Source organism: Bacillus sp. FSL W8-0223 (genome assembly GCF_038006805.1).
Taxonomy (GTDB): domain Bacteria; phylum Bacillota; class Bacilli; order Bacillales; family DSM-4216; genus Bacillus_O; species Bacillus_O smithii.
Genome location: NZ_JBBOVX010000001.1, coordinates 3,307,501 through 3,334,205, shown reverse-complemented (window position 1 = coordinate 3,334,205; position 26,705 = coordinate 3,307,501). Strand labels below are relative to the sequence as shown.

Annotated in this window: 19 protein-coding genes, 11 tRNA genes and 1 rRNA gene (1 of these 31 running past the window's edge); 25 read left to right on the top strand and 6 right to left on the bottom strand. The window is 41.9% G+C overall.

Annotation, left to right across the window (positions count from 1 at the left end):
- Window positions 1-95: 95 nt before the first annotated feature.
- The 3 genes from NST81_RS15980 to mgtE form a co-directional block, all read right to left on the bottom strand.
- The gene (locus NST81_RS15980) at window positions 96-1,454 is read right to left on the bottom strand and encodes a hemolysin family protein (protein WP_327798241.1); all 1,359 of its coding nucleotides are present in this window, start codon (window positions 1,452-1,454) and stop codon (window positions 96-98) included.
- Between the two features lie 461 nt (window positions 1,455-1,915).
- Window positions 1,916-3,229, bottom strand: a complete 1,314-nt coding sequence (locus tag NST81_RS15975; RefSeq protein ID WP_341030255.1) for a hemolysin family protein — start codon at window positions 3,227-3,229, stop codon at window positions 1,916-1,918.
- Between the two features lie 291 nt (window positions 3,230-3,520).
- Entirely contained in the window at window positions 3,521-4,879 is a 1,359-nt protein-coding gene (gene mgtE / locus NST81_RS15970; RefSeq protein WP_048624159.1) for a magnesium transporter, read from the bottom strand.
- Window positions 4,880-5,174: 295 nt separating this feature from the next.
- Here mgtE and NST81_RS15965 point away from each other — a divergent pair, with 295 nt between their 5' ends.
- Window positions 5,175-5,948: a hypothetical protein gene (locus NST81_RS15965; RefSeq protein ID WP_004439400.1), complete on the top strand. Its 774-nt coding sequence runs from the start codon at window positions 5,175-5,177 to the stop codon at window positions 5,946-5,948.
- 336 nt (window positions 5,949-6,284) lie between these two features.
- Here the strand turns inward: NST81_RS15965 and NST81_RS15960 are convergent, their stop codons facing one another.
- The gene (locus NST81_RS15960) at window positions 6,285-7,454 is read right to left on the bottom strand and encodes an MFS transporter (RefSeq protein ID WP_048624551.1); all 1,170 of its coding nucleotides are present in this window, start codon (window positions 7,452-7,454) and stop codon (window positions 6,285-6,287) included.
- Between the two features lie 801 nt (window positions 7,455-8,255).
- Here NST81_RS15960 and NST81_RS15955 point away from each other — a divergent pair.
- The 3 genes from NST81_RS15955 to NST81_RS15945 all read left to right on the top strand — a co-directional run bounded on the left by NST81_RS15955 (window position 8,256) and on the right by NST81_RS15945 (window position 12,934).
- Window positions 8,256-9,320, top strand: a complete 1,065-nt coding sequence (locus tag NST81_RS15955) for a D-alanine--D-alanine ligase (RefSeq protein WP_341030250.1) — start codon at window positions 8,256-8,258, stop codon at window positions 9,318-9,320.
- 86 nt (window positions 9,321-9,406) lie between these two features.
- Window positions 9,407-10,780 carry a UDP-N-acetylmuramoyl-tripeptide--D-alanyl-D-alanine ligase gene (locus tag NST81_RS15950; RefSeq protein ID WP_341030247.1) on the top strand — a complete coding sequence of 458 codons (1,374 nt, stop codon included), beginning with the start codon at window positions 9,407-9,409 and terminating at the stop codon, window positions 10,778-10,780.
- A gap of 732 nt (window positions 10,781-11,512) precedes the next feature.
- Entirely contained in the window at window positions 11,513-12,934 is a 1,422-nt protein-coding gene (locus tag NST81_RS15945) for a DEAD/DEAH box helicase (RefSeq protein ID WP_004439389.1), read from the top strand.
- Window positions 12,935-13,026: 92 nt separating this feature from the next.
- Here NST81_RS15945 and NST81_RS15940 read toward each other — a convergent pair whose 3' ends face one another.
- The gene (locus NST81_RS15940) at window positions 13,027-13,623 is read right to left on the bottom strand and encodes a rhomboid family intramembrane serine protease (protein ID WP_004439386.1); all 597 of its coding nucleotides are present in this window, start codon (window positions 13,621-13,623) and stop codon (window positions 13,027-13,029) included.
- Window positions 13,624-13,773: 150 nt separating this feature from the next.
- Between NST81_RS15940 and acpS the strand changes: the two genes are divergently transcribed.
- The 8 genes from acpS to NST81_RS15900 all read left to right on the top strand — a co-directional run bounded on the left by acpS (window position 13,774) and on the right by NST81_RS15900 (window position 22,840).
- On the top strand, window positions 13,774-14,139 hold the full coding sequence (gene acpS, locus NST81_RS15935) for a holo-ACP synthase (protein WP_004439383.1): 366 nt from the start codon (window positions 13,774-13,776) through the stop codon (window positions 14,137-14,139).
- 181 nt (window positions 14,140-14,320) lie between these two features.
- Window positions 14,321-15,331, top strand: a complete 1,011-nt coding sequence (locus tag NST81_RS15930) for a LolA family protein (RefSeq protein WP_004439380.1) — start codon at window positions 14,321-14,323, stop codon at window positions 15,329-15,331.
- A gap of 176 nt (window positions 15,332-15,507) precedes the next feature.
- Window positions 15,508-16,683 carry an alanine racemase gene (gene alr, locus NST81_RS15925; RefSeq protein ID WP_328201928.1) on the top strand — a complete coding sequence of 392 codons (1,176 nt, stop codon included), beginning with the start codon at window positions 15,508-15,510 and terminating at the stop codon, window positions 16,681-16,683.
- A gap of 167 nt (window positions 16,684-16,850) precedes the next feature.
- The gene (locus NST81_RS15920) at window positions 16,851-17,132 is read left to right on the top strand and encodes a CopG family ribbon-helix-helix protein (RefSeq protein ID WP_004439375.1); all 282 of its coding nucleotides are present in this window, start codon (window positions 16,851-16,853) and stop codon (window positions 17,130-17,132) included.
- A gap of 4 nt (window positions 17,133-17,136) precedes the next feature.
- A complete protein-coding gene (ndoA, locus tag NST81_RS15915; RefSeq protein WP_004439372.1) occupies window positions 17,137-17,487 on the top strand; it encodes a type II toxin-antitoxin system endoribonuclease NdoA in 351 nt (116 codons plus the stop codon).
- A 1,359-nt stretch (window positions 17,488-18,846) separates the two neighbouring features.
- On the top strand, window positions 18,847-19,317 hold the full coding sequence (gene rsbW, locus NST81_RS15910; RefSeq protein WP_328201931.1) for an anti-sigma B factor RsbW: 471 nt from the start codon (window positions 18,847-18,849) through the stop codon (window positions 19,315-19,317).
- Window positions 19,295-20,086, top strand: coding sequence for an RNA polymerase sigma factor SigB (gene sigB / locus NST81_RS15905; protein ID WP_327798250.1), 792 nt, complete (start codon window positions 19,295-19,297; stop codon window positions 20,084-20,086). The genes rsbW and sigB overlap by 23 nt, the downstream gene beginning before the upstream one ends.
- A 600-nt stretch (window positions 20,087-20,686) precedes the next feature.
- Window positions 20,687-22,840, top strand: coding sequence for a Tex family protein (locus tag NST81_RS15900; protein ID WP_445662351.1), 2,154 nt, complete (start codon window positions 20,687-20,689; stop codon window positions 22,838-22,840).
- A gap of 43 nt (window positions 22,841-22,883) precedes the next feature.
- On the opposite strand, the gene cmpA is transcribed toward NST81_RS15900, so the two are convergent.
- A complete protein-coding gene (gene cmpA / locus NST81_RS15895; RefSeq protein ID WP_147542788.1) occupies window positions 22,884-23,024 on the bottom strand; it encodes a cortex morphogenetic protein CmpA in 141 nt (46 codons plus the stop codon).
- A gap of 287 nt (window positions 23,025-23,311) precedes the next feature.
- On the opposite strand from cmpA, the gene NST81_RS15890 reads away from it, so the two are divergent.
- From NST81_RS15890 to NST81_RS15830, 13 genes are all read left to right on the top strand, one after another.
- On the top strand, window positions 23,312-23,785 hold the full coding sequence (locus NST81_RS15890) for a SprT family protein (RefSeq protein ID WP_341030243.1): 474 nt from the start codon (window positions 23,312-23,314) through the stop codon (window positions 23,783-23,785).
- A gap of 267 nt (window positions 23,786-24,052) precedes the next feature.
- A tRNA-Asn gene (locus tag NST81_RS15885) sits at window positions 24,053-24,127 on the top strand.
- A gap of 9 nt (window positions 24,128-24,136) precedes the next feature.
- Window positions 24,137-24,229: transfer RNA gene (locus NST81_RS15880), tRNA-Ser, on the top strand.
- Between the two features lie 4 nt (window positions 24,230-24,233).
- Window positions 24,234-24,305, top strand: a tRNA-Glu gene (locus NST81_RS15875).
- Between the two features lie 46 nt (window positions 24,306-24,351).
- Window positions 24,352-24,427 (top strand) — tRNA-Asp (locus NST81_RS15870).
- 8 nt (window positions 24,428-24,435) lie between these two features.
- Window positions 24,436-24,510, top strand: a tRNA-Gln gene (locus NST81_RS15865).
- A 10-nt stretch (window positions 24,511-24,520) separates the two neighbouring features.
- Window positions 24,521-24,593: transfer RNA gene (locus NST81_RS15860), tRNA-Lys, on the top strand.
- 6 nt (window positions 24,594-24,599) lie between these two features.
- Window positions 24,600-24,684, top strand: a tRNA-Leu gene (locus tag NST81_RS15855).
- 56 nt (window positions 24,685-24,740) lie between these two features.
- Window positions 24,741-24,823 (top strand) — tRNA-Leu (locus tag NST81_RS15850).
- Window positions 24,824-24,832: 9 nt separating this feature from the next.
- A tRNA-Arg gene (locus NST81_RS15845) sits at window positions 24,833-24,909 on the top strand.
- A 23-nt stretch (window positions 24,910-24,932) separates the two neighbouring features.
- Window positions 24,933-25,006: transfer RNA gene (locus tag NST81_RS15840), tRNA-Pro, on the top strand.
- A gap of 9 nt (window positions 25,007-25,015) precedes the next feature.
- Window positions 25,016-25,089, top strand: a tRNA-Gly gene (locus tag NST81_RS15835).
- Between the two features lie 81 nt (window positions 25,090-25,170).
- Window positions 25,171-26,705, top strand: a 16S ribosomal RNA gene (locus tag NST81_RS15830); it runs 20 nt beyond the window's last position.

Below are 26,705 nucleotides of genomic sequence, written 5' to 3'. Positions count from 1 at the left end.
GATGTTGAAGGTCATTCGTTGTCTGAGAATTCAGGGTAAAGACACCGTAAGAATCGTGAAAAAGGCGCCGGGATGAATTCCTGGCGCCTTTTTCGTTAAGAGATGGCTTCATTTTCCGCGAGCGAAATTTGTTTGGTCGGTGCTATTTGCTCTTCAGGTGATTCTTTTTTTAGAACTTCAATATATTTGATATGGTGATCCTCCATATCTAAAATACGAAATTCATAGTTTTCATAAAAAATAACATCCCCTTGGCTGGCATCATAGTTTTTCGTTAAAACCCAGCCGCCAATCGTGTCGACGTCTTCCTCTTCAATTTCCAGTCCAAGCAGATCATTTACTTCGCTGACCAGCACCTTCGCATCCAATATAAAATGATGCTCGTTGATCTTCCGAATCAAGGGAACTTCATCCAAATCAAATTCGTCGCGAATTTCGCCGACAATTTCCTCAAGAATATCTTCTACCGTAACCAAACCCGCCGTTCCTCCGTACTCATCCATTAAAACGGCCATATGGATTTGTTCCTTTTGCATTTTGATTAACAAATCATGAATAGGAATGGTATCGATCACTCTTATAATGGGGCGGACATAGGATTCGAGCGTTTGTTGGATGTTTTCTTGGTTTTGCACGTAATCTGTAAGGATTTCTTTTAAGTTTACTAATCCGATAATGTGGTCTTTATCCCCATCAATAATAGGGTAACGGGTAAATTTTTCTTCTTTGACGGTCTTTATAAAGGATTCTATTGTTTCATCTTTGGAAAGAGAAATGATTTCGGTACGGGGAACCATTATCTCTTTTGCAATTCGATCACCGAATTCAAAAATGTTGTTGACATATTTATATTCGGACTGGTTAATTTCGCCGCTTTTATAGCTTTCAGAAAGAAGAATGCGCAGTTCTTCTTCCGAATGGGCCAGTTCACTTTCCGATGTCGGATTTAAACCAAAGATTCTCGTTACGAGTCGGGATGAACCGTTTAACAACCATATAAATGGGAACATGATCCGATAAAACCAAATGAGCGGCTGCGCCACAAATAGAGTGATAGCTTCTGCTTTTTGAATGGCGAATGACTTTGGCGCTAATTCTCCTACCACTACGTGGATGAAGGTAATCAAGGCAAAAGCAATTCCCACTGACAAAATGTGTTGAACGGAATCGGCTAAATTCATGCTTTCAAATATCGGGTGAAGCATGCGGCCTACAGCAGGTTCGCCTAACCATCCAAGCCCAAGTGCGGTAATCGTAATTCCCAATTGGCAAGCCGACAAATATTCATCCAGGTGCGTAATGAGAGTTTTGGCGGCAACGGCTCGTTTGCTGCCTTCCTCAATCAATTGGTCGATCCGCGAGCTTCTAATCTTTACAATGGCAAATTCAGAAGCTACGAAAAACGCCGTTATTGCAATTAACATAACGACAAGAACCAGACTAAATATGTCCAAATAAATTTCCTTATCTCGCTGAGACGGCGAGTAAGGAGTCACCTCCTAAAGTATTTGAATGGCTTTATTGTTATATTTTTTCTTTATTGTGAATAACAAATAGTTCTTAAGTCGAAAGAAACAGGTGAACGGACGTCAAGAAAAAAAGCATCAATGTCCCATTTTATCACCCCAAATTCGTGTTTAAATTAACAATATTATAAAAAATACTTGAACTCCCGTCAATTGGAGGCTTTATTTCCCTATTTTATGGCGGGGAAAATGGTTTTATTCTAAGTCATCTTAAGATGGTTTTCAAGATTTATACACTTTTATCTAAAAAAGTATTGGCGTCTTTTTGAAAACAGGAGATTATCGCCTATGAACTCATTGGAGAGAGGAGACTGGTGAAATGAGCGACTTTAAGCATCTTCGCCTTTGAAAGGATGGGGAGGCATGGATGCTTAAAGTCTGATGAAAAGTTAAACCCTTGAGGGAGTGGTGCTGACTTTAGAAATTTCTACATACAAAATATGGTGTCCGTCCATTTCTGCAATCTTAAATTGGTACGGAAGATATTCAATAATATCTCCTTCGGCTAAATCATATTTTTGTGTGAGGAGCCATCCTCCGATAGTATCAACATCTTCTTCGTCCAAAGCGGTTCCGAGAAGATCGTTCACGTCTTCGATCAGCACTTTGGCATCTAAGAGGTAATGGTTATCTCCAATTTTGCGGATAAGAGGAACCTCGTCTGTATCAAACTCGTCCCGAATTTCGCCTACGATTTCTTCCAGGATATCTTCAACCGTTACAATTCCGGCAGTGCCGCCGTATTCATCCAGAAGGACGGCCATATGCGTCCTTTCCTTTTGCATTTTTACCAAAAGGCTCTGAACAGGGATCGTTTCTATGACGCGGATGATCGGCTTGACATAGTGTATAAGCGGCTTTTTCTTATTGTTTAAATTAGACACACAGTCTGTCAATACTTCCTTCATGTTAATCATGCCGATAATGTTATCTTTGTCTCCGTCCGTAATCGGATATCGGGTATACTTTTCCGCTAAAAGCGTTTCTAAAATATCCTCTAACGTATCGGATTGATCAAAACTGACAATTTCCATCCGCGGCACCATAATTTCTTTTGCCAGGCGGTTGTCGAATTCAAAAATTTTATTGACATATCGGTACTCCGATTGGTTGATTTCACCGCTTTTATAGCTTTCTGACAAAATGATCCGCAATTCTTCTTCAGAGTGAGCGATGTCGGTTTCCGTCGCAGGCTTTAAACCAAATAAATGAGTAACAAGCCGTGCAGACTGATTTAATACCCATATAAAAGGGAACATCAACCGATAAAAACCAATCAATGGCTTTGCAATCGCCAGCGTAATCGCTTCGGCTTTTTGAATGGCTACCGATTTAGGAGCAAGTTCTCCTAAAACCACGCTCAAAAACGTGATAACGGAAAAAGAAATCAAAAACGAAAGTACATGAGCGATGTTGTTTGGCAAATGCATCGCGCGGAACAATGGATGGATGAGAGCCTTTACTGTAGGCTCTCCAAGCCAACCAAGTCCTAAAGAGGTAATGGTAATCCCTAATTGAGTGGCGGATAAATAGGAATCCATATGGGTAATAATTCGTTTTACGGCCACTGCTTTGTTGTTTCCTTCTGATACGAGTTGATCAATTCTAGAGGATCGCACTTTTACGATGGAAAATTCTGCTACTACGAAAAACGCTGCGAAAGCGATGAGCGCAAGAATAGCTATGATTTTGACGGTAATCAAAGCGTGAGGCTAGTTCCTGAGGGCGATCCACCTCTTGAATCTTAGCGTTCCGATTCAACGGAAGCCATTAACAAAGGGAAGATCGGCTCTTTTTGAAAATAGCCTTCCACACCTCCTATAATAATTTTCATGTCTATATCTATTGTCCTATTGTATCATAATTCCGATTTAGATCAGCAGTGAGAGCACCAAATTGGTAAACTTCATCGATTAATGGAAAAATATAGAGTAACGAGAGCTCTATATATAGGTTCTCTTTATCTTTCCCAAATAGCAAACTTTCACACCTGTTTAAATTAACCGATCCAGGAACCAGGAAGCGATCGTAAAATAAATGAGAAGTGAAAAAATATCGTTAATGGTCGTAATCAGCGGACCGGATGCTACTGCCGGGTCAACTTTTAATTTGTACAAGATCAGAGGGATCACCGTTCCGGCCAAAGTTCCAATGATGAGCGTGAGAAGAATGGAGAGGCTGACCACCAATCCGAGAATGGCGCTTCCTTGCCAGAAAAAAGCGATCGCAAACAAAAGAACAGAACAAATCGCACCGATAATGACGCCGACAACGAATTCACGTCCGACTAATTTTAAAGCTGTTTTCATATTAATGTCTTTAGAAGCAAGGCCCCTCACCACCACTGCCAATGATTGTGTTCCTGTATTTCCGGTCATGCCTGCAATCATAGGCATGAAAAAAGCTAAAGCGACTACTTTTTGCAATGTTGCTTGGAATCCTGAAATGATGCTTCCGGAAACGAGGCCGATAAACAGCAGCAAGATCAGCCATGGAAGCCGTCGAAAGGCCGCTACAGGCGCTTTTGTATCAAAATCGATCGCTTTCCCTGAAGCGGAAAGTTTTTCGATGTCTTCATTCGCTTCTTGTATGACAACGTCGATAATGTCGTCGAACGTGACGATTCCTTGCAAAACCCCTTCTTCGTCGACAACCGGTATCGCCAAAAAGTCGTAACGTTCAATGAGCCTGGCAATTTCTTCTTGGTCGGTTAGAACGGATACTGAAATGACACGCTCATACATGATATCCTTGATTTTGGCGTTTATATCAGCGAGAAGAAGATCGCGGTAGGAAACAACGCCCACCAGTTTTCGGTTTTCATCAATTACGTATAAATAGTTGATGGTTTCAGCATATTCTGCAAACGTCTTTAACTTATCTACGGCTTCTCTCACCGTATAATAATTGCGAATCCATACGAAACGGTTCGTCATGAGACGGCCGGCCGTTTCAGAAGGATAATTCATCATGTTTTTAATGATGGTGGACTCTTCTTTTTTCATTCCGGACAAAAACGATTTGATTCTTTCGGGAGACATGTCGTCGAGCAAGGACGCAAGGTCGTCGTTGTCCATATCGTCTAAGACCTTTCGTGATTTTTCTCTCCCGAGCTTTTTCAAAACTTCAAGCTGTTCTTCATGACCCAGCTCTTGAATCATATCGGTTAGGACGGGAATGTTTAGCTGTAAAAGAAAACGCAGTTTATGTTTTTCCGGTAAATTTTTATAGATCGTAGCCATATCGTAGGGATGCAATTCTTCCAAAAGCTTTTGAAAGTCTGTTTTTTTCCCTTCTTTTAAGGCTTTAATGACAAGAAGCGTCATTTGATCTTCTGTCAAATTTTGAATCACCGTCATTCCCTCCTTTAATGGGCTAAGTCCTTATTATAAATCGAAACATAAAAAATGGAGTCGTATGTTTTGGAATTCCCGGCTCTTTCTGTTCTCCGGCGTGATGAAATGCGGAGGAAGAATGGCCTATATTCCAAATCACAATAGAAATAGAATAAATCTAATGACAGAACGAATTTTTATTGCTTCAATCATATTTTATCATACGTCTTTTCACCTAATTTTGCTAAAATAGTAATGAGAATATGTGTATCGGATGGAAAAAGGAGATTGGGAAGATTCGGAGGTCATAAGATTGAGAAATCATGGGATTATGAAGGAGCTTATTTATATTCATTTAAATGCGGTTCATCAATATACGATGTCATATGGAATTGAGTTCCGCGAGTTTGTAAAATGTCTCCCCAAGGAACTGAATAATGTTTTGCTTTTGAAGCATAACTTTGACTACAGCGATTTTAACATGCACACTCTTTTAGATTATGTGGAAAAAGACAATTTGGATCGGCTGCTGAAAGAAGATGTGTATGAATATGGCGACTTTTGCTGGCTTGACTTTGAAGACACGGACGGGCTGAATGAATTGGAGGGGCAGGAAATCGCCGAGCTCCTTTATTTAGGGCACAGCAAACAGCATTTAAGCGATCCTTTTTACAGCAAACTGAATAACCGCTACGTATATTTATCCCATGATGATGGCTGGTTCAATAAAACCTATTATCGATTTTTAACCGATTTTTATTATATGCTCGGACATGTGATTGCTTTGAAAATGAGCCATATAAGAGGAGAAAAGGGGCTGTTTAATCTGAAAAGAGGGAGAGAATTTCCTTCGGTTCCGAGGGATGTGATCGCTTCCTTCAAAGACAAGATGAAAGAAGGCATGGTCATCTCCATATCTAGAGCGAATCAAACTCGACATAAAATTGAAATTCCCGTTTGGGTAATAGGGGATTATATCAATATGGATGAAATGGTGGATGACTATTTGGATAAAACGGGAGAGACTCCGGACGGGCAGCTGGTCTATGATAAAAAAATGCGGGAATGGAGCGCTTTATTTAAATAGAGAAGCCGACAAAACAAACGAAGGAACTCTGTATACCAGGCGAAGGTTAAGCAGCACTTGGCTTGCGATCTTTGTGAACCACCATGGCCAAATGATGTTTTGACCAAGACAGTAGAGCAATAGAATGGTGAAAGCCAATACTGGAAAGAGAAGAGCTCCGAATTCTCCTTAAGACGAAAAAAGATCTGAACTGCTAGTATTTTCTGACGGAAAAATATGCGTTTTCCTAAATGAGTGTAAAAGCCTCTTACGAAGACTGTAAGAGGCTTTTATGGCAAGTCCTTTTTCGGCTTGGAATTCGTATACAAGTTTAAGCAATTTTCTGAGCGAACTTTATTATTTGGCGATGGTTTTGCGGACAGAAACTTTTGCTTGCTTTGGCTTAATCATCATTAACAAGATGGAAATAATCGCAAGGGTACAGGCAATGATAAATGGCGTGTGGGCAGAAATGGATTCTCCTAGATATCCTGACAACACAGGAGCAACGGCTGCCCCGATCCAGCGGATGCAATTGTAAGTACCGGATGTAACCCCACGTTCATAAGGAGATACTTCCACCACGTAGCTTGTAAACAAGGCGTTGTTTAACCCGCATGCTAAACCGGAGACGATGACGATGGTAATCAATGCGATGCTGGAATGCACAAAGAATAAGGCCCCGACTAACATTGCAAAAACAAGTAAACTAAACGGCAAAATTTGTTTTGGAGAATATTTTTCTTCTAATTTGTGAGCTAAACCGGCAGATCCGTATGCAAGGAAAAGCCCCCATCCACAAAACACCAAGCCGATTTGAATGGCTGAAAGTCCAAGAGTAAGCGGCGTATAAGCCAGAACAACGAAAAATCCATAATAATAGAGCATTCCCGAAAGCGAGGCAATCAAAAAAGGCGGGAACGTAAACAAGTTTTTAAGGTCTTTCAATCCGGCCGGTTTACGCGTTTGTTTAGACGACGGTTCAAATACAAAGAACGCCACAAGCAAAAATGCAGTAAAAATCAAAATGCCGGTCGCAATGAAAGGAAACCGCCAGGAAAAATCCCCAAGCAGACCGCCCACTAAAGGACCGCCGGCCATACCTAAACCGATGGCGGCCTCATATAAACCAACCGCTTTTTGGGCATCGTCGGACAGAGCGATTAATAATGTCATAGCGGTAGCGAAAAACATCGAATTGCCAAGTCCCCAGCCGCCTCGGAAAATGGACAATTCCGGGATATTTTGGGAAAGTCCGCATAACAATGAAAAAATCGTTACCACGATAAGACCAGCAACCATAAGCCTTTTATCTCCGGCGCGGCTGGCCAAAATGCCAGCGGGAATCATCATAACGGACATGATGAAAATATAGGCGGTAAACAGCATTTCTACTTGCCAATGAGAAGCCCCGATTTGCTCGGCAATAACCGGCAGGATCGGGTCCACAACTCCTATCCCCATAAACGCTAAAAATGACGCAAATACGGTAATCAATCGCGCGCGTGCAAAGTTTCTTTCTTCCATGAAAAATCCTTCCTTTCTGTATTGGTTTAAAACGATGGACCAAACAAAATCAGGCTCGTTTTTAGGTCGATTCACTCGTTCGCTCGCTCGTTTTTCATTGAGAGTGGCCAGACGTTTGCACTTGCTTGTTCCATCGTTTTTTGAAACGAAACGCATGCGGGAAAAAACAAGCCTCCTTTTTTGCCGAAAAACAAACAGCTTCTTTTTTCACGTCCTTTCCGGCGCTGGAATGATGTTGCCCAAGATCGTTTTTTGCCGTTTATTCCTTGTAAAAAATCATGTATTCATCCAATATGGCATCAATTTACATTTAACGTTAACGTCAAGGTTATATTTTGTCAATGATAAAAAAATCAAAAGGCTTATTTGTTTCCATTATTTTTGCATTCATGGGCTGTTCTTTTTAAGGCTGGCGTTTTTATAATGCGAATATAAGAATAAAAACGATCTCCACTTTCTAATCTATTTTCGGATTGACCCTTGATTTCCGGTTTCTTGTGGAAAAAGCAATGGGGAGCTTTTAAAGAAATTTTTTCCAGACTATGACCATTTCAGGAAAGTGAGGCTGACCATTCCAAATGGAACCTTTCTGCCTTTCTTTAGTAAACAGGAAATCTTGAATAAAGAACGAAAAGCCATGTATTATCCAGATTTTCTTAAAATTTCATAGTGTGATTGCATATAATCATATGAAGAAACGTTTTTCCGGCATGTAAAGAAATGATAAAATAGAAATGTTATTCAATGAACAGGAATAGAATGATTTTTCTTAATGAAAATCAACAATATTGGAGGTTCGTGATGAAAACGAAAGTTTGTTTATTATATGGCGGGAAATCAGCGGAACATGAAGTTTCCCTTCAGACAGCCAAAGCGGTGACGGAAGCGTTGGATTTGGAAAAATTCGACGTGTATCCGGTTCATATAAATAAAGAAGGACAATGGATTAAAGGACCGAAATTGGAAAGACCGGCAGAAAGCGTGGAAGATTTGCAGTTTTCGCCTCAAAACCAAGAATCCACTCATCCGTTAGCGGCTTTCCTGGAAGGCGGTGAAGAGTTTGATGTGGTCTTCCCGCTTTTGCACGGACCAAATGGTGAAGACGGCACAGTTCAAGGGATGCTTGAACTTTTAAACATTCCTTATGTCGGAAATGGAGTCTTAGCCTCGGCGGCGGGAATGGACAAAGTGATCATGAAACATATATTTGCAGAAGCAGGCCTTGCCCAAGTCGATTATGTTTGGTTTACGCGCAGCCATTGGGAAAAAAATCAAGAAGTAACATACGAATTAACGGAAAAAGAAATCGGCTATCCTTGTTTTGTGAAACCGGCCAACCTCGGTTCCAGCGTGGGAATTAACAAATGTTCCAATCGAGATGAATTGGAAAAGGCCTTTAAGGAAGCTTTTCAATATGACCGTAAAATCATTGTGGAACAGGGAGTAAAAGCGAGAGAAATAGAAATGGGAGTGCTCGGGAACGATGATCCGAAATGTTCCGTACCGGGAGAAATCGTTCCTAAAAAGGAATTTTATGATTATAAAGCGAAATATCAAGATAATAGTACGCAATTGATTATACCGGCAGAAATTTCTGAGAAAGTTAAGGCAGAGATGGAGCAAATAGCGATCAAAGCTTTCCAAGCTTTAGATTGTTCCGGACTGGTTCGTGCCGATTTCTTTTTGACAGAAGACGGCCGAGTTCTGATTAATGAGGTCAATACGATGCCGGGATTTACCCCCGTCAGCATGTTTCCGCTTCTTTGGAAACATAGCGGTTTAGATTACCCTCAGCTGATTGAAACATTAATTGATTTGGCCATAAAAAGGCATGAGGAAAAACAAAAGATCAAATACACCGTTTAAAAGATCAAATACACAGTTTCATAGAGTGGACGCGGTTTTTCAAAATGCCGCGTCTGTTTATTCCGAGGAAGAAAAGGTGAAGGGAAATGATTGTCAAAACGATTCAACAAGTTGCTGAAATGATGGGAGCACCATATGAACTTTCCCATAAAGACATTGTGATTCAAGGAGTGAGTATTGATTCCCGAAAAATCGAAAAAGGGAATTTGTTTGTCCCTTTAAAGGGAGACCATACGGATGGGCACCGTTACGTCGAAACAGCGTTTCAAAATGGGGCAGCTGCTTCCCTTTGGCAAAAAGATGTTCCCAATCCACCGGAACATTTCCCGATCATTATGGTGGACGATACATTGGAAGCGCTCCAACGTCTTGCCAAAGCATATCGTGATGAACTGTCGATCAAAGTGGTAGGTGTAACCGGAAGCAACGGAAAAACGACTACAAAGGATATCATCAGCAGCCTTTTGTCGAGTCGATACCGCGTTCAAAAAACGGAAGGAAACTACAATAATCATATCGGATTGCCTTTGACGCTGCTTTCCTTAAAACAAGATACAGAAGCAGCGATTTTAGAGATGGGAATGAGTTCAAAAGGGGAAATTGATTTTTTGACGCGGATGGCTCGACCGGATATAGCCGTTATTACCAATATTGGAGAAGCTCATCTGTTAGATTTAGGTTCAAGAGAAGCGATCGCAGAAGCAAAATTTGAAATTATTAACGGCTTAGACAAAAATGGTGTGCTTGTTTACCACGGCGATGAACCGCTTTTGGAGCAACTAGTCCAAAATACGCCTCATTTGACGGTGAAAACGTTTGGGGAATCGGCAAAAAATGATTTATACCCGACGAAAATCCGTCAGACCAATGAGGGAAGCCGGTTTTCCATTAATACAGAACCGGAACGAGAATTCTTTCTTTCAGTGCTCGGTAAGCATAATGTGTTTAATGCATTGGCTGCTATTCTCGTTGCTCGTGAATTGGGGATCTCTTACGATGAGATTGAAGACGGCTTAAAAAAGATCGAATTAACTAAAATGAGATTGGAGCTTGTAGAGGGAAGCAAAGGAGAAAAAATTATCAATGATGCATATAATGCAAGTCCTACCTCGGTAAGAGCAGCGATTGATTTGGTTTCCGAACTTCAAGGCTACGAACGGAAAATTTTGGTTCTGGGCGATATGCTTGAACTCGGTCCGAAAGAAAAGCAATACCATGAAGAGATTGGAAAAGAAATCAATCCACATGCTATTGACTATGTGTTCACCATTGGTGCATTAGGCCAATATATTGCGAAAGGTGCGAAAACCGTATTGCCGGAACACCGCGTTTTCGCTTTTGTGGAAAAAGAGAAACTCGTGGAAAAGCTGAAATCCTTGTTAACGGGAAATGAACTGATTTTAGTGAAGGCATCACGAGGTATGAAATTGGAAGAGGTCGTCCATCTTTTACAAGCGTAATGCTGTTTTTCGATGAAAACGGAACGCTTTTATTTGCTTTACGGAATAAAGTCCTTGCTTTTTTCCACTAAGAAGGATAAAGTTATCAGGATGATGGAATTGAATTTTATTCAATGAAATGGTACGATTACCGTAAATTGTTTATTACGCTTTCATGGGCAGCCCCTGCCCATGAGGCCAGGCATAAAATGTAGTTGCACGTCAGTTGCCCGCAAAAGGCCGATTGTTTCAGCGAAAAAGGCTGCCGCTAGTGGGAGTTTCACTTTGTTATTCATCTTTCATATCAATCCGCCAAAGGAGTCGGCATACCAACCGGAGGCCTCCTTTCATTTCTACCATTAAGAGGGTTAGCGATTGTGTACTTCTAGACTATAATGGAAAGTTCAAGCTCATTGCTTTTCGATATCTTTACTCGTATCCGTGTGTAGGAAACTGAGTTAGCGGATAAAAGTGACGCTAAATATCGCTCTTCAGTGGGAAGAGTATTTTTTTGTTTAAGGTGTTTTATTCATGTTTTTTTGAAAAACTAATTTTAAGACCGTTTCATGTGATTGAAACTTCCATATTTTTTCTTGATTGACTGTTCTCATCCATATCATTTTCATCAAAAGGAAAAATATAAATAAAAGGAATTTATCGTGAAACAATGAAGGCCTTTTTGAAAAGTAAGACGAAAAAAACTGCATATTGTGTAACAAACATTTATTTAGGTTTAAGAAGGAGAAGAGAGAATTGACAAAATTTGTAGAATTAGGTTTGAGTCCAGCTCTATTGAAATCGATTGACCAACTGGGTTTCGAGGAGGCGACTCCGATCCAAGCGGCCACGATTCCAAAAAGCTTAGACGGAAAGGATTTGATCGGACAAGCTCAAACGGGTACAGGGAAAACCGCCGCTTTCGGTATTCCGTTAATGGAAAAAATCGATACGAAAAATCATCATATTCAAGGAATGATCATAGCCCCTACACGGGAATTGGCCATCCAAGTATCAGAGGAATTATATAAGATCGGCTATCATAAACGGGTGCGCATTCTTGCAGTGTACGGCGGCCAAGATATTCAAAGACAAATCCGCGCTTTGAAAAAACAGCCGCATGTGATTGTGGGGACTCCGGGAAGAATTCTTGATCACATCAATAGACAGACATTAAAATTAGACCATCTTCATACGCTCGTTCTTGACGAAGCGGATGAAATGCTCAATATGGGTTTTATTCAAGATATTGAAACCATCCTTTCCCATATGCCGAAAGAGCGGCAAACCCTTCTTTTTTCTGCAACAATGCCGGAACCGATCCGTGCTATTGCCGAAAAATTTATGAAAAATCCGGAATTAGTTCAAGTGAAAGCAAAAGAAATGACGGTTCCGCAAATTGAACAATATTTTATCAAGATTCAAGAAAGAGAAAAATTTGACGTTCTTTCCCGGCTTCTGGACGTACAATCTCCTGAGCTTGCGATTGTATTCGGCAGAACGAAGCGTAGAGTGGATGAATTGACAAGGGCGCTTACTTTGCGCGGGTATTCTGCTGAAGGGATTCACGGGGACCTAAGCCAAATGAAACGCTTGAACGTCCTGAAAAAGTTTAAAGAAGGAAAAGTCGATGTTCTTGTGGCGACCGACGTTGCGGCACGGGGATTGGATATTTCCGGGGTTACTCATGTTTATAACTATGATATTCCGCAAGATCCGGAAAGCTATGTTCACCGTATTGGCAGGACCGGACGAGCCGGAAAAGAAGGAATTGCCATTACGTTCGTATCCCCTAGGGAAATGGGCTATTTAAGAGAAGTAGAACGAACGACGAAAAAACGGATGACGCCGATGCAGCCGCCGACATGGACGGAAGCGCTCATCGGACAACAAAAAGCAGCCGTGAATGAAATTGAGACATGCTTAAATAATGAAAATTTAGAGGACTATCAAGAATTAGCGAACGAGTTGCTGGCACAGTTCCCGCCAAGTCAAGTGGTGGCCGCTGCCCTTAAACTCCTTACAAAAGAACCGAACCGCACTCCTGTCCATATTACGGAGGAAGGGCCGCTGCCAATGAAAAAAGAGAGCAGACGTTCTTTTAATAAAACACAAGGAAATCAACGCAAAAATCAAAGATCGCGCGTGAGCCGAAGAAAATCCGTTCCAAAAGCATAGGAATTCCTATGCTTTTTTGTTTGCAAATATCTGGAGCGAGAAATGCGAAAACGGCTGGTTGCTTTCCGCCATTGTCGTTCTTAATAGGATGATCATTCAACAAGGAGTTTCTTTCGATACAGGATGCCCATGAAGAATCCGCAAGCAAAACCTGCCAGGTGGGAAACGATATTCACTTCGGTTTGAATAAACGTCATCAATAGAGCGATGAGTACAACCGGAAAAATGATTTTTTGATGATGATCGGCTAGCAAAGGGGGCTTTACCAGCAAGAAAGCGGCAAAGGACCCGAATAACCCGAAAATGGCTCCGCTTGAACCGATATGAGTGTAGGTTAAAGGCATAAATAGAAAGGTGGCGGCATTTGCGAAAATCCCGGATAATAAGTAGAGTAATAAAAACTTGATTTTTTTTAACATGATCTCTAAAGGAGGAGCGAATAAAACCAGTGTGATCGTGTTGAAGAAAAAATGGGAGAATCCTCTATGAATGAAAATGGAGGAAATGAGTCGCCACCATTCTCCATTCGCAATCGCGATATTGGTTCCGGAAAAAGATTGGTAGAAAGCGACAGCAGGGAAAAAAGGAATCCATGTCGCCAAATAAAGTAGAGTCTGAATACCGGCTAATGTGGAAACGCAAGGATAATAACGGATAAAATCTGCCATTCGTTCACCGCGCTGAAACATGGACTTCACCTCTGGTTAAGGGAATGATGAAGTTGGGGCAACAACGAAATGCTTTTCGATCCTGCGTTCCAAAAGCATTTCGGTGCAAGATTCCCACATGCTACCTCCATTTATATGCGGCCGGAAATCATTTAGAAGGGACGAACTGTGATGATTATTGGCATTGGTTTAGATATTGTGGAAATGGAAAGGATTGAAACGCTGATTCGTCGTCAACCGAAATTTCCATGTAGAATACTGACTGCAAATGAAATGAATATATTTCAATCTTTATCGCCAAAACGGCAAGCTGAATATTTGGCAGGGCGATTTGCGGCAAAAGAAGCTTTTTCCAAGGCCTACGGAACGGGAATCGGAAAAGAGTTGACGTTTCACGACATCGAAATTCAATATAATGAGAACGGAAAACCGATGATCGTCAAGCCTTTTAAAGAAGGAGTTCATTTAACTATTACGCATAGCCGGGAATTTGCTGCTGCTCAAGTGATCATCGAAAAAATGGGAAAAGATTTTTAAAGTACATATTCCCTATGGTTGTCTCATATATTGGATAACAGCAGGAGAGACAAGATCGAAAAGCCGAGATTGCAGGCAACAGCGCTGGACGAAAGAGGCATAAGTGCCTGTTCATCTTAGGTTATTGAACATCTTCTCTCTCCCTTTCATGTTTAAATGAGACAAAGGGGAAGTGAAAAGAATGAAAAAGAATGTGGCGCTCTTATTCATTGGCTTATTGACAATGATTGTTCTCGCTGCCTGCGGTTCTAAGACAAAAGAGGAGGTTGTTTCCGATCTAAATGAAAAAATCGGCAAATTAAAAGGGTATAAAGCAGAAGCGCAAATGACCTTAAAAGTGGGAGAAGAAAAACAAACGTATAATGTGGAAGTATGGAATAAAGAACATCAATATTACCGGGTAGAACTAAAGGCGGCCAAAAGAGACCAGAGCCAAATGATTTTGCGAAATGATACCGGTGTGTACGTATTAACTCCTGCCCTTAATAAAAGCTTTCGATTCCAAAGTGATTGGCCTAAGAACAGCAGTCAAGCATACTTATATGAGTCGTTAGTGAAAGACATTTTAGAAGATAAAGAGGCGAATTTTAAAGAAACGAAAAACCACTATGTATTTGAAACCAAAACCCGCTATCAAAACAAGCAAATCCTTCCTTACCAAGAAATCGTTTTTAACAAAAAAGACTTAACACCTGTCTCCGTAAAAGTAATGGACACCGACCACAATCCATTAGTCACCGTCAAATTCAAAAATTTGGATCTACATGCCAATTTTGATTCGTCGTCCTTTGATATGAAAAAGAATATGACAGGAGCTCAGCTTGAAGTACCGGTTGCTGCAAACTCGGGTGATCAAGATTTTTCCGTTCAATATCCTCTTGCTGATTTAGAAGGAACAAAGCTGGTGGAAGAAAATGAGTTGTCATCTGATAATGGGAAACGGGTTGTTCTTACCTATGGCGGGAAAAAATCGTTTACGATTGTTCAAGAAAAAGCTCACGCTGTTGAGGCTTCCGAACCAATTGATTTGGATGGTGAAGTGGCGGATCTAGGCTTTGCCATCGGGTCCATAACGGATCACTCGCTCTCTTGGACGTATCAAGGGGTTGACTATACGTTGGCATCGAAGAACCTCACGAAGCAAGAAATGATCAGAATTGCGAGTTCCATGCAAGGAAATCCCGAAAAATAAGAGGGAATACTTTTTTAATTGGTAATTTTACCCTATTTAAACAACGGAAACTCATATGATACAGAAAAGGCTGGCTCAAAAGTCATTTTACTTTTAGGCCAGTTCTTTTTTTGCATTTAAAAATTCGACAATATTTGTCATAATGAAGGGGAGTTTAGTGGAAAGAAGGGTCATGAGTGGATACATCTCAGTTTTACAGGGATACATGGGTTGAAATTAATTTGGATCACATTGCTTATAATGTAAAAGAGGCTTTGCAACTTTTGCCGTCTACAACGGATTTATTTGCTGTGGTAAAAGCCAATGCATACGGTCACGGTGATGTTCAAGTTGCCAACACCGCTATAAAGGCGGGAGCCAAAGGTTTGGCTGTGGCCTTTTTAGATGAAGCTTTGAAATTAAGGAACAGCGGAATCGAAGTGCCGATTTTAGTATTAGGAGCTTCCAGGCCGGAAGACGCCAAGTTGGCAGCAGATCATCGTATATCGTTGACAGTGTTTCAGGAAGAATGGTTGGAAAGAGCGGAACCATTTTTGAATGGCTCCTCGTTAAATGTGCATATGAAAGTAGATACGGGAATGGGCCGAATTGGTGTAAGGACCGAAAAAGAGTTGAAAGCATTGGAAAAACGAATTATGCGTTCCTCTGCCTTTCGATTAGAAGGGATTTTCACTCATTTTGCGACAGCCGACGAAGTAGATACAGATTATTTCCGGAAACAATTTGAAAAATTTCAAGTGATGGTGCAACTTCTGAAACAAAAACCAAAATATATTCATTGCGCGAATAGTGCAGCTACTTTAAGGTTTAAAGAAACATCTCATGCTTTTAATCTCGTTCGCTATGGAATTTCGATGTATGGGCTGTCGCCTTCTGCCGACATCCAATCCCTTCTTCCTTTTGAATTAAAACCGGCATTATCTCTGCATACAAAAATTGTTCATGTGAAAAAGGTGAAGAAGGGAGAAAGAATCAGCTACGGGGGTGTATATGAAGCAAAGGAAGATGAATGGATCGCTACTTTGCCAATCGGCTATGCAGACGGCTGGATTCGCAAGCTTCAAGGCCAAGAAGTGCTGGTTGGCGGGAAAAGAGCTCCTATCGTAGGCCGAATTTGCATGGATCAATGCATGATCCGCTTAGATGAGGAAGTGCCCGTAGGAACGGAAGTCGTTTTGATCGGTAAACAAGGCCGGGATGAAATCACGATGGATGAAATTGCGGCAAAGCTTGAAACGATTCATTATGAAATTGGTTGTATGATTTCCCATCGCGTTCCCCGTGTCTATATAGAATCCGGAAAGATTGTGGACGTTTCCAACCCGCTTTTGTCTTCTCACCGGAAAATGTAAGCAGTGAATTTTTTTCTTTGTCAATATAAATGCATAATTTTCGTGTTTTTATGACGATAATAGGTGAAGAATTCATAATTTATCTTTTCGGGCGACTCAATTGATGGTATCATGGATTTGGTAGTGTAAAGAGACGGTTATTGCAGTGAACGGTGGAGGTGTAGTTCGTGTCTGAATCCAGCACAACGACAGAAATCTTAATTCGATTGCCGCAGCAATTTTTAAACGAATTAGACGGATTTGCTGAGCAGGAAAATGTGAATCGCAATGAATTTATTTATCGCGCCACAAAAGCGTATCTTCGAGAACGCAAAAAGCGTCAAATAAGGGAAACGATGAGACGAGGCTATATGGAAATGGCAAAAATCAATCTTGCTATTGCCTCCGAGGCTATTCAAGCGGAATATGAGGCAGAGAATACGGTAGAACGATTAGTAAGTGGGGGCTAATCCTTTGATTGTTAAGCGTGGTGATGTGTATTTTGCAGACCTTTCCCCTGTTGTCGGCTCGGAGCAAGGCGGAGTGCGTCCAGTACTAGTCCTTCAAAACGACATAGGGAACCGGTTTAGTCCCACTGTAATTGTTGCTGCTATCACAGCGCAAATCCAAAAAGCCAAACTGCCTACACACGTAGAAATTGACGCAAAGCGATATGGTTTTGAGCGGGATTCCGTTATCTTGCTGGAACAAATACGCACAATTGACAAACAACGCTTAACGGATAAAATTTCCCATTTAGATGAAGAAATGATGGAAAAAGTGGACGAAGCCTTGCAAATCAGTTTAGGTCTAATAGACTTTTAAATGAACGCTCCTTGGTTGTCTAAAGGGGCGTTGTTATTTACTCACATTTAAAAACGTTTGCGGTTGCGTGTAAATGCAAAAAAAGCCGTTTATTTGTCGGAAAGTCTACTTTAATAAATTGGCTCTTATCTTTAGAGAAAAAAGATTTTTTCTTTGGACTGCCTATCTGCTTCAAAAATCTTCACCTTAACCTTCGTGTAGGTGTGTGATTGCCGTCAAGCAAAGCATACTCTGCGGATTTGCAAGGATAGCATTCAACATGAACCCGCCTTTTACTTCCGTTTGTTTTGATCTATTTACCCGATGCACGCATTTCAGTCAGCCTTGTTTGAAAAAGGAAAACCGTTATTCTGAAAATTAGAAATATGACTGAGAATAGTTTATGATTGACTAAAGTGGTTTACATGACAGAAATCAGCAAACTTTCAATAGTACTAAAATGACTCGTTTTATGTTTATAAGCGGATGTAATTATCTGAAAATATAGAAAATTTGAGGTAAAATGGAATGGAATGGGGGATTCTCTATTTGTGTTGGAATTTTAGGGTGGGAGAGAAATGGTTTTTCGTTTTTAAACACTTCAAGGAGGAATGATATGAACGTCTTTTATAAGAATTTCATATTATCCATCGTATTATATTTTGTTTTAGTTATTTTTGATTATGTTGAAAATCATACATTCAATTGGACTGAAAACATGATACAATCTTTGTTTTTTGTAGTATTTTTTAGATTGTTTATGTGGTTTTTAGACGGAAAAAAAGCAAAAAACTTGATCTCTTAACAATTAGGGGATTAATATCAAGGTTTTTATTTTTACCCCCGTATGCTGTGTGCCTCATCATTACATTTCATCAAATAGTACGCAAGTTGGGCCGCAATAGATACAGCCTTTTAAACACCCAGTTTTGCAGCTGCCTAACACGGGTTATAGGACTAACTGATAGAAATTCTCCAATTCGGTTTTTGGTTTTTTATTGAGACAGGCGTCTACCTTGGCAACCAGTTATACCATTCATTGTACTTCGATCATTTTAATATCTAAACCTATGAGATATAGCCGAATAAAGAACGGTATGGAAAAAGAGCAGCGATTAAGAAAAGATTGCGTTTTCCATGAGTTAAGAAAATTACGATTCTTATGCGGAGGAAAAGGAGAATTAGGTAGTTGTGGATTGGTTCGACTTGAAATAATTGAATAGTACATACCTCGAAGTATTTGTTATTCTTTTTACAAATGGCAGATTCATAAGAAATTTTATTGAATGGGGCTTACAGAACGATTCAATAGATGATTTGACATCATCAGATTTTGTGGATATCTTGAACATTTAACAAGAAAGCAGAGGATGGAGTGTCATGGGGCAGCCTTTTGATTATATCGAGATGAAAATACCTGCCAAGCCGGAGTATATAGGAGTAATCCGTTTAACGCTATCTGGGATCGCAAGTCGAATGGGTTTTATGTATGAGGCTATTGAGGACTTGAAAATTGTTGTCAGCGAAGCGATTCTCAATGCAATACCGTATGCGTACCAAAAACAAGGAAAAGGAGAAATGGTCATTGGATTTTCTCTATATCATGATCGATTGGAATTAATGGTGGCCTATAGAGGTCAAAGTTTCCAATCATCTGATTTGAAAAAGGAGATGTGCCATCTTGAACAAAGGGAAGGAGAATTTTTTCGTGAAGGAGGATTAGGATTATATTTGATTGAAACGCTTATGGATGATGTGAAAATCCATCACCAAGAAGGGGTATCCGTCTTTATGACAAAATACCTTAAAAGAGAGCAGGTGGAGAGGGATGCGAAAACCATCTCAACCTAATGAATGTCCTTTTAAACAAAAGGTTATGAAATGGATCGAAGAGTTTCAGCGTCATAAATGCCAAGAATCGCAGGAAAAAATCGTGACGCATTATCATCATTTGGTTGAATCGATTGCACGAAAGTATTCCAAGGGAAAATCTTACCATGAGGACATCGTACAAGTTGGAATGATCGGGCTTTTAGGGGCCATCCGCCGCTATGACCGATCTTTTGGCAAAAGCTTTGAAGCGTTTGCGGTACCAACTATTGTCGGCGAGATCAAACGATATTTGCGGGATAAGACATGGAGTGTTCATGTTCCCCGCAGAATTAAAGAGCTGAGCCCTAAAATTCAATCAACAGTCGAAAAACTGACAAGTGAAATGCAAAGATCACCGCAAATAAAGGAAATCGCTGATTACTTGGATATCTCGGAAGAAGAAGTTTTGGAAGCGATGGAAATGGGGAAAAGCTACCAGACGTTATCCGTAGATCGTACAATTGAAGCTGATTCTGAAGGTGGCACTATGACACTCCTTGATATGGTGGGCAATGAGGAAAAAGGATATGAAAAAGTGGATCAGCGTCTCGACTTGGAAAAGGTTCTTCCTGTGCTGAGCGAAAGAGAATGGAAAATTATACAGTATACGTATTTGAAAAATATGAGCCAAAAAGATGCAGGCGAAAAGCTGGGAATTTCCCAAATGCATGTGTCCCGTCTTCAACGTCGCGCCGTTCAAAAATTAAAAAAAGCCATTCGATCCGAAACGATGAATTCGGAAAAATGAAACCGATCCATAATTGGTGTGTCATTTGCTGCTTCCCAATCTCTTAAAAAATTGGGCATAGACAGTTTTTTTGAACATAGAGATTGGTGAAACCAAAAAAGCATAATTTTTCGTTTGAAACCAATGATAAGAAAGTATTTTTTGAGAGGAATTAGCAGTTTGGTTGATTTTTTCTAAAAAAGAATGACGATGGCGATCACGGGCGAGAAGGGTTCTCTCGTCATTTTTTTTGGAAAAAATTGAATCAATGAGCTGCCAGAGTCCCAACCAACCCCCTACTTTCTTCCTCATTCCGTCTCACCTTATCTGCTAAAGAGGAAATTATGATAAAATGGGAGAACACATATATGATCAATCGAATGTCTATGAGAGCATGTATTAGCTCAACCTGAGGGTTGTTGAATCATCCGACTAGAGGGCAGCTTAATCACTCAACGGATAAGAAGAAGCTTTTGCTGCTCATCGATAGTGTATCGATTGAAAAGGACTTCCTCGATTCTCCATTTGGAAGACTTTTTTGCTTTTTCTAGAAGTTTAGGAAAAGGAGTGAACTCCGTTTTGAACGGAACGAATATGATTGAACAATCGACTGACAGAGAAATGAATTTACTAAAAAAGATAGCTGAAGAACAATCACTAAAATGGAAACAAGTACAAACGGTTATTTCCATGTTGGAAGAGGGCAATACAGTCCCGTTTATCGCTCGTTACCGAAAAGAAGCAACCGGAGCGCTCGACGAAGTTCAAATTCGTTCGATTATGGAAAGATGGGACTACCTTCAGAACTTGGAGAAACGAAAAGAAGAAGTTTTGCGCAGCATTGAAGGACAAGGCAAGCTGACGGAAGAATTGCAGCAAAAGATTTTAGCTGCTGATAAACTGCAAGAGGTAGAAGACTATTACCGCCCGTATAAACAAAAAAGACGGACAAAAGCGACCATTGCCAAGGAAAAAGGCCTGGAACCTTTCGCTCTTTGGCTGCTAAGTTTCCCGGTGACGGGGTCTGTTGAAGAAGAAGCAACGAACTATTTATCAGACGAAAAAGAACTTTTCTCGATAGAAGAAGTCATCCAGGGTGCCAAAGACATTATTGCGGAAATGATCTCGGATGATGCTTCTATAAGAGACTGGATTCGAAAAGAAACATTTCGAAATGGAACGTTAAAGTGTACGGTGAAAGATGCGGAAAAAGATGAAAAAAAGGTTTATGAAATGTACTACGAATATGAAGAACCGGTCATTAAAGCAGCTTCCCACCGTGTATTGGCCGTGAACCGCGGAGAAAAAGAAGAGATTTTGCGGGTGTCAATTCAAACAGATGCGGAAAACATTTTACGCTTTTTACAGAAAAAGGTCATTCAAAATAAGGAAAGCATATCTGCCCGTTTTGTTCAAGAAGCGCTGGAAGACAGCTACAAACGGCTCATACAACCTTCTATTGAGAGGGAAATTCGCAATCAATTGACGGAAAAAGCGGAAGACAGGGCGATCCATATTTTTTCAGAAAATCTGAAAAGGTTGTTAATGCAACCACCTTTAAAAGGAAAAACCGTTCTTGGAGTGGATCCGGCTTATCGTACGGGATGCAAACTGGCCGTAGTCGATGAAACGGGAAAAGTGCTTCATATCGGAGTGATTTATCCCCATCCTCCGAAAGCAAAGAAAGAAGAAGCGAAACGCCTTTTTATTGATCTCTTGGAACGTTTTCCAATTGAAGTAGTAGCCATTGGCAATGGAACGGCTTCTCGGGAAACAGAACAATTTGTGGCAGACATTTTAAAAAATATGGAAAAAGATATTTTTTACCTCATTGTAAACGAGGCCGGCGCGAGTGTTTACTCTGCTTCTGATTTGGCACGCGAGGAGTTTCCCGATCTTCAAGTGGAGGAAAGAAGCGCCGTATCGATTGCCAGAAGGCTTCAAGATCCTTTGGCGGAACTAGTCAAAATCGACCCGAAATCCATTGGCGTAGGACAATATCAGCACGATGTTTCACAGAAAAAATTGCAGGAATCCCTTAATTTTGTGGTGGAGACGGTTGTGAATTCAGTGGGGGTAAATGTCAACACGGCTTCAGCCTCTTTGCTTCAATATGTTTCTGGACTTTCTAAATCCGTTGCCAACAATATTGTGAAGTATAGAAATGAAAATGGCCGGTTTACTAATCGGATGCAGCTAAAAGACATTCCGAGGTTAGGAGCAAAAACGTTTGAACAGTCTATTGGCTTTTTAAGAATTTTAGATGGGGAAGAGCCATTGGACCGGACTCCTATTCATCCGGAAAGCTATCCGCAAGTCCGCCAATTGCTTGAAAAACTAGGATTTACGACAGCTGATCTTGGCACGTCTGAATTGCGGGAAGCGTTGGAACGGCTTTCCATTAAAGATGCAGCTGAATCGTTAGGCATCGGTGAACTGACTCTGAAAGACATTGTCGATGCTCTTATTCAACCGGAAAGAGATCCTCGTGATGAACTGCCTAAACCGCTTTTAAAGAAAGATATTTTGAAAATGGAAGACCTCAAACCGGGCATGGAGCTCGAGGGAACGGTTCGCAATGTAGTAGATTTTGGAGCTTTTGTGGACATCGGAGTGAAAGAAGATGGACTTGTTCATATTTCCAAAATGAAAAAAGAGTTTGTGAAACATCCTCTCGATGTAGTGTCAGTGGGCGACTTGGTCACTGTCTGGGTCGATCAGGTTGACTTAAATAAAGGAAGAGTTTCATTAACGATGATTGCTCCTAATGAGTAGACATGCACCAGAGTGCATTATCGCAGTGTGGGATGTCATCAGTCTATACTGACTTGAGCGGTTTTACGTTTTGCTTCAATTCTCTTTCCGTGTAAAAAAACCAGCATTGGTTCAATAACTTGATTTGGCTTCGGTCTTTTTGCAAAAACGCCATTCGCATTTGATTTTTTAGCCAATTAGGCATATCAAACCCTCCCAGTGTTGATAATCAACCGTCTAAACGGGCCGCAGGACTCTAGCTTTGAAGGCGGGTGCTGCGGCTTTCTTGATGCCATAAGCACAGGATTCTTTTGCGGTCGAAGGATGAGCACGTTTTTTTACCGAGTGGCACGAAATACAGTTTGTATGAAGCGATCAAACGAAGGCGCCGGATGTTGTGACAGAATATGCCAAGCTTAAAATCAAAAGAAAAATCCGGATACTAATAAGTATGCTGAATAGGTTTGTCAAGTTTCCAGAGGGGTGTTGAGGTTGGATAACAAAGAATTGCAGTCTCTAGTAGAGACTATTTCGCAACAATGGTTTGGTAAAGCATTTACTCATAAAGCGCTTTTTAACCCGAGGCTTAGAACTACCGGCGGAAGGTATTTGTTGAATTCTCACAATATAGAGGTGAATAAGAAGCATTATGAAGAGTATGGCTTAGAAGAATTAATAGGAATTATAAAGCACGAGCTTTGCCATTATCATTTACATCTAGAGGGGAAAGGCTACCGTCATCGTGACAGGGATTTTAAAGAATTAATGCATCGCGTGAAAGCGCCTCGTTTTTGTTCCACCTTGACCACTGTTCAGAAAAAGCGCTCGACAAAACAATATATTTATCAATGTCAATCGTGCAAACAAATTTTCAAGCGTATGAGAAGGATGGATACTAAGAAATTTGTTTGCGGAAAATGTAAAGGGCGACTCTCTTTAATGGAAAGTCATTTTGTAAGGCATTAAACAGAAGACGACTTTCCATTGACTGTTCAAAAGTTTTTTATATCATTTTTGTTATTTTGAAATAACCTGAGGCGGGAATGGAGACAGTAAGTGACAGGGTGTAATGGAACCTACATAAAATTTGTTGCAAAGTGATGGTGGGATCCTAAATAGAATGCCCATTTGAAGAACATGGTAATAAAAAAATTTTTCATTTTATGCTTGACTTGTTAAATATAGGTCATTATAATATGAAGAGTCGACAAGCTAATAAGTTATTTCAATTGTTCCGCAGTAGCTCAGTGGTAGAGCAATCGGCTGTTAACCGATCGGTCGTAGGTTCGAATCCTACCTGCGGAGCCACTTTATGAAGGAGAAGTACTCAAGTGGCTGAAGAGGACGGTTTGCTAAACCGTTAGGTCACAAATATGTGGCGCGCGGGTTCGAATCCCGCCTTCTCCGCCACCGTGGCCCGTTGGTCAAGTGGTTAAGACACCGCCCTTTCACGGCGGTAACACGGGTTCGAATCCCGTACGGGTCACTTCCATCTATAATCGGCAACAGTTGGACTGGCTGTTGCTATCTACGGTCCCGTAGTGTAGCGGTTATCACGCCTGCCTGTCACGCAGGAGATCGCGGGTTCGATTCCCGTCGGGACCGCCATTGTTTGTTGGGCTATAGCCAAGCGGTAAGGCAACGGACTTTGACTCCGTGATGCGCTGGTTCGAATCCAGCTAGCCCAGCCAACTTCTAAATGAGCCATTAGCTCAGTCGGTAGAGCATCTGACTTTTAATCAGAGGGTCGGAGGTTCGAATCCTCCATGGCTCACATTTTGCGGGTGTGGCGGAATTGGCAGACGCACCAGACTTAGGATCTGGCGCCTTCGGGCGTGGGGGTTCGAATCCCTTCACCCGCACCAAAAAAATTATTGACTTATTCTAAAAAAATAGTATAATAAGAAACGTTCTTTAAAATGCGGTCGTGGCGGAATGGCAGACGCGCTAGGTTGAGGGCCTAGTGGGGGCGACCCCGTGGAGGTTCGAGTCCTCTCGACCGCATCGGCAAATGCGCCCATAGCTCAATTGGATAGAGCGTCTGACTACGGATCAGAAGGTTAGGGGTTCGACTCCTCTTGGGCGCGCCATGTACAATTAAAAAATGTCGCATCGGGAAGTAGCTCAGCTTGGTAGAGCACATGGTTTGGGACCATGGGGTCGCAGGTTCGAATCCTGTCTTCCCGATTTGGAGATGCGGGTGTAGTTTAGTGGTAAAACCACAGCCTTCCAAGCTGTTGTCGTGGGTTCGATTCCCATCACCCGCTCCAATACAATAGATGGCTCCTTGAAAACTGAACAAAACGAAGCGTAAACCAATGTTTCAATTGAAACAAGCCAAGTCAAATTTCTTTTTGGAGAGTTTGATCCTGGCTCAGGACGAACGCTGGCGGCGTGCCTAATACATGCAAGTCGAGCGGACTTTCAAGAAGCTTGCTTTTTGAAAGTTAGCGGCGGACGGGTGAGTAACACGTGGGCAACCTGCCTGCAAGACGGGGATAACTCCGGGAAACCGGGGCTAATACCGGATAATATCTTCCTTCGCATGAAGGAAGGTTGAAAGGCGGCGCAAGCTGCCGCTTGCAGATGGGCCCGCGGCGCATTAGCTAGTTGGTGAGGTAACGGCTCACCAAGGCGACGATGCGTAGCCGACCTGAGAGGGTGATCGGCCACACTGGGACTGAGACACGGCCCAGACTCCTACGGGAGGCAGCAGTAGGGAATCTTCCGCAATGGACGAAAGTCTGACGGAGCAACGCCGCGTGAGCGAAGAAGGTCTTCGGATCGTAAAGCTCTGTTGTCAGGGAAGAACAAGTACCGTTCGAACAGGGCGGTACCTTGACGGTACCTGACCAGAAAGCCACGGCTAACTACGTGCCAGCAGCCGCGGTAATACGTAGGTGGCAAGCGTTGTCCGGAATTATTGGGCGTAAAGCGCGCGCAGGCGGTCTCTTAAGTCTGATGTGAAAGCCCACGGCTCAACCGTGGAGGGTCATTGGAAACTGGGAGACTTGAGTGCAGAAGAGGAGAGCGGAATTCCACGTGTAGCGGTGAAATGCGTAGAGATGTGGAGGAACACCAGTGGCGAAGGCGGCTCTCTGGTCTGTAACTGACGCTGAGGCGCGAAAGCGTGGGGAGCGAACAGGATTAGATACCCTGGTAGTCCACGCCGTAAACGATGAGTGCTAAGTGTTAGAGGGCTTCCACCCTTTAGTGCTGCAGCTAACGCATTAAGCACTCCGCCTGGGGAGTACGGCCGCAAGGCTGAAACTCAAAGGAATTGACGGGGGCCCGCACAAGCGGTGGAGCATGTGGTTTAATTCGAAGCAACGCGAAGAACCTTACCAGGTCTTGACATCCTTCGCTACCTCTAGAGATAGAGGGTTCCCCTTCGGGGGACGGAGTGACAGGTGGTGCATGGTTGTCGTCAGCTCGTGTCGTGAGATGTTGGGTTAAGTCCCGCAACGAGCGCAACCCTTGACCTTAGTTGCCAGCATTCAGTTGGGCACTCTAAGGTGACTGCCGGTGACAAACCGGAGGAAGGTGGGGATGACGTCAAATCATCATGCCCCTTATGACCTGGGCTACACACGTGCTACAATGGATGGTACAAAGGGTCGCGAAACCGCGAGGTGGAGCCAATCCCAAAAAACCATTCTCAGTTCGGATTGCAGGCTGCAACTCGCCTGCATGAAGCCGGAATCGCTAGTAATCGCGGATCAGCATGCCGCGGTGAATACGTTCCCGGGCCTTGTACACACCGCCCGTCACACCACGAGAGTTTGCAACACCCGAAGTCGGTGAGGTAACCCTTACGGGAGCCAGCCGCCGAAGGTGGGGCAGATGATTGGGGTGAAGTCGTAACAAGGTAGCCGTATCGGAAGGT